The 12,600-nt window shown below is 70.5% G+C and carries 12 protein-coding genes and 1 tRNA gene; 1 reads left to right on the forward strand and 12 read right to left on the reverse strand.

Translation table 11 applies throughout. The annotated features are described in order from the left end of the window. Nucleotides 1-4: 4 nt before the first annotated feature. The 11 genes from pdxT to VJ976_RS05365 all read right to left on the reverse strand — a co-directional run bounded on the left by pdxT (nucleotide 5) and on the right by VJ976_RS05365 (nucleotide 11,496). Entirely contained in the window at nucleotides 5-652 is a 648-nt protein-coding gene (gene pdxT / locus VJ976_RS05315) for a pyridoxal 5'-phosphate synthase glutaminase subunit PdxT (protein ID WP_324099073.1), read from the reverse strand. A gap of 80 nt (nucleotides 653-732) precedes the next feature. After that, nucleotides 733-1,641 (reverse strand): pyridoxal 5'-phosphate synthase lyase subunit PdxS, encoded by a 909-nt coding sequence (gene pdxS / locus VJ976_RS05320; protein WP_324099074.1) that lies wholly within the window; start codon nucleotides 1,639-1,641, stop codon nucleotides 733-735. A 42-nt stretch (nucleotides 1,642-1,683) separates the two neighbouring features. After that, nucleotides 1,684-2,208, reverse strand: coding sequence for a hypothetical protein (locus VJ976_RS05325; RefSeq protein WP_324099075.1), 525 nt, complete (start codon nucleotides 2,206-2,208; stop codon nucleotides 1,684-1,686). After that, entirely contained in the window at nucleotides 2,208-3,464 is a 1,257-nt protein-coding gene (locus VJ976_RS05330; protein ID WP_324099076.1) for a glycosyltransferase family 4 protein, read from the reverse strand. Before VJ976_RS05330 ends, VJ976_RS05325 begins: the two co-directional genes overlap by 1 nt. Continuing rightward, on the reverse strand, nucleotides 3,461-4,414 hold the full coding sequence (locus VJ976_RS05335; protein WP_324099077.1) for a phosphatidylinositol mannoside acyltransferase: 954 nt from the start codon (nucleotides 4,412-4,414) through the stop codon (nucleotides 3,461-3,463). The genes VJ976_RS05330 and VJ976_RS05335 overlap by 4 nt, the downstream gene beginning before the upstream one ends. Next, a complete protein-coding gene (gene pgsA, locus VJ976_RS05340) occupies nucleotides 4,414-5,019 on the reverse strand; it encodes a phosphatidylinositol phosphate synthase (RefSeq protein WP_324099078.1) in 606 nt (201 codons plus the stop codon). Before pgsA ends, VJ976_RS05335 begins: the two co-directional genes overlap by 1 nt. Then, the gene (locus tag VJ976_RS05345) at nucleotides 5,013-5,603 is read right to left on the reverse strand and encodes an HIT domain-containing protein (protein WP_324099079.1); all 591 of its coding nucleotides are present in this window, start codon (nucleotides 5,601-5,603) and stop codon (nucleotides 5,013-5,015) included. The genes pgsA and VJ976_RS05345 overlap by 7 nt, the downstream gene beginning before the upstream one ends. Nucleotides 5,604-5,800: 197 nt before the next feature. Beyond that, nucleotides 5,801-7,783 (reverse strand): threonine--tRNA ligase, encoded by a 1,983-nt coding sequence (thrS, locus tag VJ976_RS05350; RefSeq protein WP_324099080.1) that lies wholly within the window; start codon nucleotides 7,781-7,783, stop codon nucleotides 5,801-5,803. A gap of 54 nt (nucleotides 7,784-7,837) precedes the next feature. Continuing rightward, nucleotides 7,838-8,962 carry an FAD-binding oxidoreductase gene (locus tag VJ976_RS05355; RefSeq protein WP_324099081.1) on the reverse strand — a complete coding sequence of 375 codons (1,125 nt, stop codon included), beginning with the start codon at nucleotides 8,960-8,962 and terminating at the stop codon, nucleotides 7,838-7,840. A 154-nt stretch (nucleotides 8,963-9,116) separates the two neighbouring features. Then, the gene (locus tag VJ976_RS05360; protein ID WP_324099082.1) at nucleotides 9,117-9,680 is read right to left on the reverse strand and encodes an ABC transporter substrate-binding protein; all 564 of its coding nucleotides are present in this window, start codon (nucleotides 9,678-9,680) and stop codon (nucleotides 9,117-9,119) included. 154 nt (nucleotides 9,681-9,834) lie between these two features. Then, complete coding sequence (locus VJ976_RS05365; RefSeq protein WP_324099083.1) at nucleotides 9,835-11,496, reverse strand: serine hydrolase; 1,662 nt, start codon at nucleotides 11,494-11,496, stop codon at nucleotides 9,835-9,837. A 154-nt stretch (nucleotides 11,497-11,650) separates the two neighbouring features. Between VJ976_RS05365 and VJ976_RS05370 the strand changes: the two genes are divergently transcribed. After that, nucleotides 11,651-12,088 (forward strand): pyridoxamine 5'-phosphate oxidase family protein, encoded by a 438-nt coding sequence (locus VJ976_RS05370; protein ID WP_324099084.1) that lies wholly within the window; start codon nucleotides 11,651-11,653, stop codon nucleotides 12,086-12,088. 385 nt (nucleotides 12,089-12,473) lie between these two features. Here the strand turns inward: VJ976_RS05370 and VJ976_RS05375 are convergent. After that, nucleotides 12,474-12,547: transfer RNA gene (locus VJ976_RS05375), tRNA-Val, on the reverse strand. Nucleotides 12,548-12,600: the final 53 nt, after the last annotated feature.

Raw genomic sequence — 12,600 nt, forward strand, 5'->3', positions numbered from 1 at the left:
GCGCTCATCCCTCGTGGTGGTGGTCGGGTCGGCTGCCGATGCTACCGACGTGCGCGGCGACCATGTCGACGAAGAGGCCGTGCACGCGGTAGTCACCGCTCACCTCGGGGTGGAAGGACGTGGCCAGCAGGTTCCCCTGCCGGACGGCGACGACGTGGTCCTGACCTTGGTACGCCACCGTGGCCAGCACCTCGACCCGTGGCCCGACCCGCTCCACCCACGGAGCGCGGATGAAGACAGCACGGAACGGCTGGTCCTGCACCATGCCGTAGGCCGGGTCACTGGCCAGGCCCGTGACGTCGAGGTCACACTCGAACGAGTCGACCTGCCGGCCGAAGGCGTTGCGCCGCACCGTGATGTCCAGCCCGCCCAGGCTCTGCTGGTCGCGATGGCCGTCCAGCACCTGGTCGGCCAGCATGATCATGCCCGCGCAGGAGCCGAAGACCGGCATGCCCGCCGCCATCCGCTTCAGGATCGGCTCGCGGACGCCGAAGATGCGGGTGAGCCGGTCGATGGTGGTGGACTCCCCACCGGGAACCACGAGAGCGTCCACGGCGGCCACCTCGGCCGGGCGACGGACCTCCAGGGTGTCGGCACCGACGAGGCCCAGGGCGTCCCGGTGCTCGCGGACGTCGCCTTGCAGCGCGAGCACACCCACCACAGGGGCGACGCGGGCCGGATCGCGCCCGGCCTGCCGTGCGCAATCCGGCCCCGAACGCCCCAGCGGCCCTCTCACCACCCGCGCTCGGCGAGGCGGTGAGGCTCCGGGATGTCGTCCACGTTGAGCCCGACCATGGCCTCGCCCAGGCCGCGCGACACCGAGGCCAGGGTCTCGGGGTCGTCGTGGAAGGTGGTGGCCTTGACGATGGCCTCCGCACGAGCCTGAGGGTTGCCCGACTTGAAGATGCCGGACCCGACGAAGACACCCTGGGCACCGAGCTGCATCATCATGGCGGCGTCGGCGGGCGTGGCGATCCCCCCGGCGGTGAACATGACGACGGGCAGCGAGCCGGCCTCCGCGACCTCGGTGACGAGGTCGAAGGGCGCCTGGAGCTCCTTCGCAGCGACGAACAGCTCGTCCGTGGACATACTCTGCAGCCGACGGATCTCCCCGCCGATCTTGCGCATGTGTGTGGTCGCGTTCGACACGTCGCCGGTGCCGGCCTCGCCCTTGGAGCGGATCATCGCCGCGCCCTCGGTGATCCGTCGTAGCGCCTCCCCCAGGTTGGTCGCCCCGCACACGAAGGGCACGGTGAACTGCCACTTGTCGATGTGGTTGGCGTAGTCGGCGGGCGTGAGCACCTCGGACTCGTCGATGTAGTCCACCCCGAGGGCCTGGAGGATCTGAGCCTCCACGAAATGACCGATGCGGGCCTTGGCCATCACCGGGATCGACACGGCATCGACGATGCCGGCGATCATGTCCGGGTCACTCATCCGAGCGACGCCACCCTGGGCGCGGATGTCGGCCGGTACGCGCTCCAGCGCCATGACGGCGACGGCGCCGGCGTCCTCGGCGATCTTGGCCTGGTCGGGGGTGACCACGTCCATGATCACGCCACCCTTGAGCATGTCGGCCATCCCACGCTTGACTCGCATGGTCCCGCTGCGCTGCTCGGGGGCGGACTGGGTGAGCGACATGCAGAGGCCTTTCAGAAGAACAAGTGGGGAACGACTCCCAGTCTACGCCGCCCGAGCGCCGGTGACGCCCGGCCAGTCGTCGTCGAAGTCGACCGGCTCCGGCAGGTCCGTGTGGCCCGCTAGACGCAGGGCCCGCACCACCGGGCGTCGGCGGACCGCCCGGGTCCGGTCCACGGCTTCATTGTGGAACCGGCGGGCCAGCCGCACTCGCAGCGCGCAGTCCTGCATCGCCGCGCACTCGTCCCCGTCGGCGAGCACCCGGCGCAGGATGGCCGTCATGGCCGACTCGGCTTCCCTCCGCTGCCGGGTCCACGGGCCCTCCTGCTCCAAGGACGCCCTGGCCACGTCGAGCACGAGCGCGGAGCCGGCCGGGTCGAGACCACCGGCGTAGGCCAGCTCGATGGCGCACTCGGCGCGACGCACCACCTGCACGTCCAGCGCCGCCGCCGTGGCGTCCAGACGGGTGTGCAGGCGGTCGAGCCGCACCGCGGTGTAGGAGAGGTACCACCCCACGGCCAGCAGGACCGAGAGCAGGACGGCGAAGATGGACACGGTCTGCGCCGTCATCACCGGCCCTGCCGGGACCCGGGAGTTCCGTGGGCGCCGGCGTCGCGGCGCCGTGGCGAGGCCAGTGAGCGGACCAGTCCTCCCGGCGGCCGCACCGAGTCGTACACGGCGAGCACCTCGCGACCCACCCCTGACCAGTCGTAGCGCTGTGCCCGGGTGGGCCCCACCCGGGCCAGCTCTGCGCGTCGGCGAGAGCTGCCCAGGAGCCGGAGCAGGGCGTCCGCCAGAGCGTCGGGGTCGGCCACGGGGAAGAGCTCGCCGGACCGCCCGTCGTCGAGCACCTCGCGGAAGGCGGGCAGGTCGGCGGCCAGCACCGGAGCACCCGCGGCCATCGCCTCGACGAGGATGATCCCGAAGCTCTCACCGCCGGTGTTGGGAGCGAGGTAGACGTCGGCTCGTCGCAGCAGCGCCGCCTTCTCGGAGTCGCTGAGCACCCCCACGAAGTCGCACCGGGCCGCCACCGAACCGGGCACGCGTCCCGTCACCTCGGCGGGGTCGCCGGGTCCGGCCACGACCAGACGAGCGCCCGGGACGGCCTCGAGCACCCGGGGAAGAGCCTGCAGCAGCACCGGCAGCCCCTTGCGGGGCTCGGTGAACCGGCCGAGGAAGACCAGTGTCGGACCCGAGCGCGCACTCACGGCCCCCCGCTCGGCAGCCTCGTCGCGACCGGGCTCGCGCTCCACCTCGTCCCGTCCAGGCTCCCACGTGGCGGTGGACGTCGCTGCTGCCCTGAAGCGTCCGACGTCCACCCCGTTGGGAATCACGACGCAGTGGCCGCCGAGCTGTCGCACCACGGTGGCGTGGGCCTGCTCGGAGACCGCGATGCGCGCCGAGATCTTGTCCAGCGCAGGCTGCAGCAACGGACCCGCCAGCCGCAGGGAGCGCGACTTCGTCTGCGCGGAGTGGAAGGTGGCGACGATGGGCCCGGTGGCGGCCCACAGCGCCAGCAGCGAGACGCTGGGGCTGGCCGGCTCGTGTAGGTGCACGATGTCGAAGTCGCCGGTGTCCAGCCAGTCCCGCACCCGGGCTGCGACGGCCGGTCCGAAGGCCAGCCTCGCGACGGATCCGTTGTAGGGCACCGCCACCGCGCTGCCGGCCCACTGGACGTGCGCGGGCAGGCCGGTGCCGGAAAGCGCGGGCGTCAGCACGCTCACCTGGTGCCCCACGCCGAGCAGGTAGTCCGCGAGGTCGAGCACGTGCGCCTGCACCCCCCCGGGAGTGTCGAGGGAGTAGGGGTTGACCAGGCCGACCCTCATGGCCGGCGACTCGGGGCCTGGTCCCGCTGAGTGTTTCCGGACCCCACGAAGACGGCCTGCATCATGTGCCAGTCCTCGGTGTGCCGTTGCACGGCGGCGCCCAGGTAGTCGGCGCACTGCTGGGTCATGCTGCTCACGCGCTCGGCGGTGCTTCCCACGCCGCGGTCCGGGACCTGTGGGCCGAAGGAGATGACGATGCGGTAGGACGACGGCCCCCGCGCAGCGTCCGGTCGCCGCTCGTACCGCACCGCCACCGGACGCAGCGGTGCGCCGGTGCTCACCGCGAGCGCCGCCGGACCGGAGGCCATGGCCGCGCGCTGCCCGCAGAAGTCCACCTCCACCCCCGTACGAGTGAGGTCGCGGTCCGCGAGCAGCGGGACGAACGCACCGGCACGGACAGCTCGCACCAGACGCCCGAAGACCGCGGCCTCCCCGGTCAGTGGGAGGACGGTCATCCCTCGTCCTTCACGGAAGGCCAGGAACTCGGCGTAGAGCTCCTCCGGGCGTAGGCGTTCGGCCACGGTGGTCACCGGAGCCAGGTGGTCGGTGGCCCATGCACCGGCGGTGTCCCAGTTGCCCAGGTGACCCAGGAACAGCACCTGCCCCCGACCAGCGGCGACGTCCGCGCGCACCGGCGCGTCGCCCTCGCAGCGCACCAGCGCGGCCAGCTCCTCGGCGCTGCGGTCGGGCAGCCGGAAGACATCGCACCAGTAGCGCAGGTAGGACCGCATCCCCTCGCGCACCAGCCGGTCCAGCCCGGCGGGGTCGAGCTCAGGACGGACGGTCGCGTAGTTGGCGCGCAGCGCCTCGACATCGCGGCCGCCGTACCGGTGGGCCGCCACCGCGATCAGGTCGAACAACCGATAGGCGCTGCGGTCGGGCAGGAAGCGAACGCCACGCCAGGCGGTGCGGAAGAGCACGAGCCAGCACCGCTCGGCGGCGCGGGACATCAGACGGGCCGGGTCTGCGCGTGGACCATGGCGACCCGCTGGGCCACGGTGAAGGCGCTCGCGGCGGCCAGCAGCGACATCGCCGCGGTGAGCACCCACATCGGCAGGAAGAGCCCGACCAGTCCCGTGGTGACCAGGATGACCACCACTCGGTCGGCCCGCTCGGCGATGCCGCCTTCGCACCGCAGTCCAAGACCTTCCGCGCGTGCCTTGACGTAGCTGGTGAGGAAGCCCGCAATGAGGCAGGCGAGGGCCAGGTAGGCGTTCGCGCCCTGGCCGGACCCGGCGAAGAACAGTACGAGGCCCCCGAAGATCGCCCCGTCCCCGATCCGGTCCATCGACGAGTCGAGAAAGGCGCCCCACGGGCTGGAGCGTCCGCTCTGCCGGGCCATGTTGCCGTCGATCATGTCGGTGAAGGCCATGGCCCCCATCAAGGCGCTGCCCCAGAACAGCTCGCCCATGGGGTAGAGCACGAGGCCGCCCACGAGCAGGCCGAGGGTTCCGAAGATGGTCACCGCGTCCGGACTGATTCCGCGCCGGAGCAGCTCGGCCGCCAGCGGCGCGAACAGCTTGGCGAAGAAGGCGCGGGCGTAGCGGTTCAGCATGCAGACTCTGTGGCCGCACCGGTGGACGGCCACGCGTCGACCAGCTGTCGGCGCACGTCCTCGAGCAGCATCGGCAGGGCCTTGGTCTGCGCGACGATAGGCAGGAAGTTCATGTCTCCACCCCAGCGGGGAACGATGTGCTGGTGCAAGTGGACCGCCACGCCCGCTCCGGCCACCTCGCCCTGGTTCATCCCGATGTTCACCCCGGCCGGGTCGCTGGCCGTCTGTACCGCCTGCAGGGCGGCCTTGGTCAGGGCGGTGAACTCGGCGGTCTCCGCCTCGTGCAGGTCCAGGTAGAGCGGGACATGGCGGTAAGGACAGACGAGCATGTGCCCGGGGTTGTACGGGAACAGGTTGAGCACCACGTAGCAGTGCTCACCCCGGTGGACGATGAGCCCCTCGCTGTCGGTGCGGTCAGGAGCGGCGCAGAACGGGCATCCCTCACCGTGGTCTGACGTGGGCTTCTCGCCGCGCACGTAGGCCATCCGGTGCGGGGTCCACAGTCGCTGGAAGCCGTCTGGGGAACCGGGGTGGTCGGCGGAGTCGGTGACCTCGGCACCGTCGGGAACCACGGGGTCGTCCATGCCACGATCCTACGTCTCGACGCGGCTCGGACCGGGAAGCCGCGGAAAGCGCTGGCACTGGTGGGCACGCTGCAGCGAGGCCTTCTTAGGCTGGGGGGCCTACCGCCAGGGCCTCAGGCGAGGATCGGCGCCAAGGAGCGCAGGAAGGCACGCTGTGGGGTGACGCGGACGGCTGCGTCGCGTAGGAGCACCGGCGCCTAAACCTGCCGTCGCTCGCGCACCACCGCGGTGATCTCGGCCACCGCGTCGGCCACGGGCACCCCGTTCTTCTGGGTGCCGTCGCGGTAGCGGAACGAGACCGCCCCCGTGTTCTGGTCGTCCTCGCCGGCGATGAGCATGAAAGGGACCTTCGACTTCTGCGCGGTGCGGATCTTCTTTCCGAACCTGTCGTCCGAGGTGTCGATCTCCACGCGCACGCCCTCGGCCCGGAGTAGCTGAGCGACGCCGGCCAGATGCTCGGTGAAGGTCTCGGCCACGGGAATCATCGTCACCTGCACCGGAGCCAGCCAAGGGGGGAAGGCGCCCGCGTAGTGCTCGACGAGCACCCCGACGAACCGCTCGATGGAGCCGAACTTGGCCGAGTGGATCATCACCGGGCGCTGCCTCGAGCCGTCCGCGGCCTGGTACTCCAGGCCGAAGCGTTCGGGCTGGTTGAAGTCGAGCTGCACCGTCGACATCTGCCAGGTGCGCCCGATCGCATCGCGCGCCTGCACCGAGATCTTGGGCCCGTAGAACGCGGCGCCGCCGGGGTCGGCCACCAGGTCGAGCCCGGACTCCCGGGCCACCTGCTCCAGCATCGCGGTGGCCTCGGTCCAGTCGTCGTCGCTGCCGATGAACTTCTCCGAGTCCCCGCGGGTGGACAGCTCCAGGTAGTAGTCGGTGAGCCCGAAGTCGCGCAGCAGCCCGAGGACGAACTCCAGCAGGTGCCGGATCTCGGCAGGCGCCTGGTCCCGGGCGACATAGGAGTGGGAGTCGTCCATGGTCAGGCCGCGCACGCGGGTCAGCCCGTGCACCACGCCGGACTTCTCGTACCGGTAGCAGGCCCCGAACTCGAACAACCTGAGCGGCAGCTCCCGGTAGGAGCGGCCGCGGGAACGGTAGATGAGGTTGTGCATGGGGCAGTTCATGGCCTTGAGGTAGTAGTCGCTGCCCTCGAAGGTCATCGGCGGGAACATCGTGTCCTTGTAGTAGGGCAGGTGCCCCGAGGTGTGGAAGAGCCCCTCCTTGGAGATGTGCGGGGTACTGATGTACTCGAAGCCCTCCTCGATGTGCCGGCGCCGGACGTAGTCCTCCATCTCGCGCTTGAGCACTCCCCCTTTGGGGTGGAACACCACCAGACCTGAGCCGAGCTCGTCGGGGAAGGAGAACAGGTCGAGCTCGGTGCCGAGCTTGCGGTGGTCGCGCCGCTCCGCCTCGGCGAGCCGGTCGAGGTGGGCAGTCAGCTCGGCCTTGCTGGGCCAGGCGGTGCCGTAGATGCGCTGCAGCTGGGGGTTCTTCTCGCTGCCTCGCCAGTAGGCGGCCGCGCTGCGCTGCAGCTTGAAGCCGTTGCCGATGAGCTTGGTGCTCGGCAGATGCGGCCCTCGGCACAGGTCGCCCCACACCACCTCCCCGGTGCGGTCGAGGTTGTCGTAGATCGTCAGCTCGCTCCCGCCGACCTCCAACTCAGCGCCCTCGGCGGCGCCGGCCGCATCCTGCGTCGAGCCGCCCTTGAGGCCGATGAGCTCGAGCTTGTACGGCTCCCCGGCCAGCTCGCGGACGGCGTCACTCTCGGTGACCGGCCGGCGCGAGAAGCGTTGACCGGAGTTGACGATCCGTTGCATCGCCTTCTCCAGCCGCTTCAGGTCCTCCGGGGTGAACGGGGTCTCGACGTCGAAGTCGTAGTAGAAGCCGTCGCGGATGGGGGGGCCGATCCCGAGCGCGGCGCCGGGGAAGGTCTGCTGGACGGCCTGGGCGAGGACGTGGGCGCAGGAGTGGCGTAGCACGGCCAGGCCCTCGGCGGAGCCGATGGCGACCGGTTCCACCGTCTCGCCGCCACGCAACGTGTGGGCGAGGTCGACCAGCTCACCGTCGACGCGGGCGACGACGATGCGGGAGTCGCCAGCGAACAGCTCACCCGCTGTCGTCCCGGAGTCGATCTCGCGCTCCAGACCTTCGACGGACACGACGACCGGTGCGGGCACGGGCGGACTCCTCGGGGTTGCGCGGTGGGGCGACGCGGTGCGCCGGCAAGACCTTCAGCCTACCGGCGCACCCAGGCGGCTTTCCGGGAGCAGGTCCGGGTCCAGCTCGCCGGTGCAGGCCGCGTGGGCCAGCTGTCCTCCCAGGTTCGGGGCGTGCTTGAACAGGTTGTGCCCGGCGACGACGAGCACCCCGCCGGCTTGCCACACCGCCATTCCGTCCGGACCCCACGGCAGCTCCGTCACCCAGCAGTGGCGCACGTCCGAGGGGTCGGGGTCCAGGCCGGGCAGCGCCCGCGAGACGTAGGTGCGGGCGCGCTCGGCAAGGTCGGCGAGCTCGTCGGGTGCAGCCAGGGCGCCGTCCTCGGACACCGGGGTGCTCTGGCTCAGACCCAGCCCGTACGCGGTGTTGCCGGGCACGGCAGCGGCGTAGATGCCGGTCTCACCGAAGGCGTCGCTGGAGTCCAGCAGCGCCGGCATCCGGGTGAGCGCCTCACCGCGGACCTCGAACGTGAGCCGCACGTGCACCCCCTGGCGCACCGGCAACGACAACCCGATGCCACGGGCCAGGTGCGGCGTGCCCCGGCCTGCGGCCACGACCACCCGGTCGAAGACCTCGGTGGTGCCACCGCTGCGCACCTCCACCGCGTCGCTTCCCTCGATCGGGCGCAGGCTGAGCACCTCCTCCGGCCAGAGCCGCTCCCCCAGCGCTCGGGCGAGCGCGCTGATCGTGGCGACGGTGTCGATCGAGCCGCCCTCGGTGTCCAGCATGGCGGGGCCCTCATAGCCGGCGAGGAAGGGGAGCACCTCGGCCACCTCGGGGCTGTCGAGGGCTCGCGCCCCCACACCCGCCGCCTGCAGAGCCTCCAGCCGGGCAGGGACGGTGGGGCCGAGAGCCAGCACCCCGTCGTCCGAGACCATCCGCACGCCCAGCTCGGCGCCCCACTGCCCGTAGAGCCGTCGAGCGTGTCGGGTGGCCCGCACCAGGCGGGGGTCATCGTGGGCGAACCGCAGGACCCGGGAGACCCCGCCGGACTGGCTGTTGCCCGGAACCCCCTGCTCGTAGACCGTGACGTCCACTCCGCGTCGCAGCAGCTGGTAGCCGGTGCACAGGCCCACGATCCCAGCGCCGACGACGGCGACCCGTGGCTGGTCGCCGTTCTGGTCCCTCGACACGGTCATGCGCTCATGCTGTCACGCCTCCGGCCGCCCTCAGGCGGGGATGCGCGACAGGGCGCCGCACGAGCTCGCCGGAGCCTGAGCGCGAACGGGTGCCCGAGCTTTCGCCCGGGCACCCGTCGACTGACCGGTCAGCGCCGGCGAGCGTGGAAAGGGTTCAGCCGGCCAGACCCAGCCCGCCGAGAACGCGGTTGAGCAGGTTGGTGATGCCGTTCAACGCGCTGCCCGGGCCATCGAACAGACCCGTGACCGCGCAGAGGAGGTTGCCGAGCAGCTTGTTCGAGCCCGGGACGGCGGTGATGTCCAACACGACGGGCTCCAGGTCGATCACCAGGCCGAGGAGGTCGAGGTTGAGCGGGCCGAGGTCGAGGTTGAGCACCTGGCAGCCGCCGGGCTGGGAGTCCGGGGTGGACAGGTCGGTGATCTCGGCGGTGAAGGTGTCACTGATCGCCTCGTCGCCCAGGGTGCCCGTGATGGTGCCGGTCAACTGCACGACGCCGTCCACCGTCTGTGCCGACAGGTCCGACACCCTGCCGTCGAACAGCGTGCCGTCTGCGGCCTCCCCGGTGACCGGCTGGGTTCCTTCCTGGATCTGCATGGGTGCGACGGCCGTTGCCGCTCCCGCCCCTGTCGGGGCAGCCGTGGCCGTGGCCCCCGCACCCATCGCCATGCTGAAAGAAAGAACGGTGGCTGCACCGAGCAGCCGAGTACGCGTGTTCATCGAATTCCTCCGAGTTGATTGAGGTCGGCCCTGATGGCCGAGCCCCCCACGCGTTCGACGCTAGGCCACTCGTCAGAGCCCGCAAGCCGAAACGGCAAGTGTGGAGGATCTGTCGCAGTCGGGCCGCGGCTCGGTCGTCGACCCACAGCGTCGCCTACGAGCGTTCGAAGGTGCCCACTCCTTCGCCGGGGGACTCTCCCTCCAGCCACTGCACGGTGACCGACTCGGCTTGCTCACTACCGTCGGGAACCTCGAAGACGACACCCGTGGCGTGCAGCGCGTTCTCGGCGATGCTGGCTCCGCCGGTGGGCATGAACCAGAACGTATCGCCGTCGTAGTGCTTGAACGTGAAGGTGGAGTCGTCCGGTCCCACGGTCAGCTGCAGGTCACCGTCTGAGCCCTCGGCGATCTGCAGGGTGCCGTAGATGTCGTTCTCGTAGTCACCGAGGTAGGTGTCACTGTCGGCAGGCGGAGCCGGGTCAGCGGGCGGGTCGGTGTAGTCGACCTCCGGCTCAGGGTAGATCGTGGCCTCGATGACCTCCCCGTAGAGCTCGACCCAGTCGCGGCTGACCTCGCCCTCGCTGGCGAGGTCGACGAAGGTCTCGGCGAGGGCCAGGTCCAGCCCGACAGGTTGCCCGTTCGTCAACACGACCACCGCGAGGTCCTCGTTCGGGACCATGGCAATCGTCGTCGCCGCCCCCATGACGAACGCCCCTGAATGCCCGAGGCGCGTCCGGCCATGGTCGTCGTAGGACACGTTCCACCCCAGCCCGTAGAACGAGCTGCGGGCCGACGGGCTGCGCGGAGGGCCGCTCGTCACATGCGGCGTCCGGGTGGCCAGCAGGGCCTCCTCGTCGACGATCTGCTTGTCTTCGAACGTCCCGGCGCCGAGCTGCATGCGGGCGAACTGGGCCATGTCGTTCACCGTCGAGGAGGCACCACCGGCGGGCGACTGCGCCTGCGCGTCCCGCTGCTGGGGCGCAACGATCCAGTCCCCGCGGTCGTCACGGACGTGCGGGATCGCACGGTCCGAGTACTCCATGTAGTCCTCGAACGAGCTGCTGCTGCGGTTCATGCCCAGGGGCTCGTACAGCCGTGCTTCCGAGGCCTCGGTCCAGCTCGAGCCCGCCGCTTCGGCGGCACTCACCCCCGCTTCGGTAAGCCCCGCGTTGGTGTAGGCGTAGGTGGCGCGGAAGGGACTGAGCGGGAAGTAACGCAGAGCCTCGAGCACCTCCTGCCGGTCACCGCCGAGATCCTCGAGGATGTCGCCGGCGTGTTCGGGCAGGCCGCTGCGATGCGCATACATGTCTGCAAAGGTCACGTGCTCGCTCACCCACGGGTCGGCCAGCTCGAAAGACGAGTCGACCTCGGTGATGGGCTCATCCCAGTCGATGACCTCATCGCCCACGATGGAGGCGACCACCGCCGATCCCAGCGGCTTGGACACCGAGGCCAGCTGGAACACGGTGTCCGCCCCGACCCGCTCGTCCGTGCCCAGCTCGCGCACCCCGAAGCCCTCGCTCATCACCACCTCGTCGTCGTAGACGACCGAGACGGCCACACCGGGAACGCCTGTGCGCTCGAGGGCATCCTCCGCGATCGGGCCGAACTGCTCCACCGCCGCGTCCACATCCGCCTTGTCGATGGTCTGATCCGGATCTCCCGGTGGCCCGCTGCTGGGGTAGGCCGAAGACGAGGCGTCGTCGCCGCCGGTCGAGCTGCCTTGCTCGGACTGGGTCGGCGCGTCGTCCGAGGACGAACCGCCCGACGAGGAACCCTCCGAACACGCCACTGCCCCCAGCGACGTCGCAAGCAAGACCCCCGCCACTGTTCGCACGCGAGAACGACCCATGACTGTGCCCCCCATTGCTAGCCCCCAGCGCACCTTAGTACACAAGAATGGGCCATGCCGCAGTCGAAGGGGACCATCGGCCCTGGTGTACGACGGGCCCTCGCCCGACGATCGGCCTATGAGCGACGACGAGCCGATCCAGGAGCTGCACGAGCTGGAGTGCTGGGAGCGGCTCGCCGAGTGCGAGTTCGGCCGGCTGGCCTACCACCTTGTCGACGAGGTACACATCGTGCCGATCAACTACACGGTGGCTCCCCGTGAACGCTTGCTGTTCCGTACCGCGGAGGGCAGCAAGCTCCTCGGCGTCGTGATGCACAGCGATGTGGCGTTCGAGATCGACGGCATCGAAGGCGAGCGGGCCTGGTCGGTCGTGGCCCGAGGGCGCGGGCGACGGCTCGACGGCCCCGAGGCGCGCGAGGCCGACGCCCTACCGTTGCGACCCTGGGTCGACACACCGAAGTTCAACGTCGTCGCGATCGAGGTCAGCGAGGTGACGGGGCGCGCGTTCGACCTCGACCGGCCGTGGCGACAGATGCGTCCGTCAGCCCAGGACTAGCCGGCGAGCCGTCGGTGCGGTCAGCGCACGCCCGTTTCTCCGGCGGGGCGCTCAGTCCTGACCGAGCAGCCGGCTCCACCAGCTGCCCGTGCGGGCCTCACGTTCGTGACCCGGGCAGCGGTCGGATCGGGGCACCCCGGCCATGACCTGGTCGACGTGATCGCCGCACCCCGCCCAGGTGGTCTTCCCGCAGGTACGGCAACGGACGGCACGACACATCGCTGACTCCTCCATCGAGACTGAGGTGGGGCTCGGCTGACCCTGTGGTGGGCGCTGATGTCCCGCGGCAGCCGCCCACCCGAACGGAAGCATACGTGCGCCGGTCACCAGGCATGCGGACCTCAGTCGTACAGCGCGCGGAGCGGTCAGAGGGACTTTCGACGGGTGGACGTGAAGGGACTCGAACCCCTGGCCTCTCGCCTGTGAAGCGAACGCTCAAACCAACTAAGCTACACGTCCGTGCGAGCACGCACAGTAGCTTGCCCGGCCTCGCGGGCGCGAATCCGGGGGGA

It is taken from the genome of Ornithinimicrobium sp. (assembly GCF_035267225.1).
In the GTDB taxonomy this organism is placed as follows: Bacteria; Actinomycetota; Actinomycetes; order Actinomycetales; family Dermatophilaceae; genus Ornithinicoccus.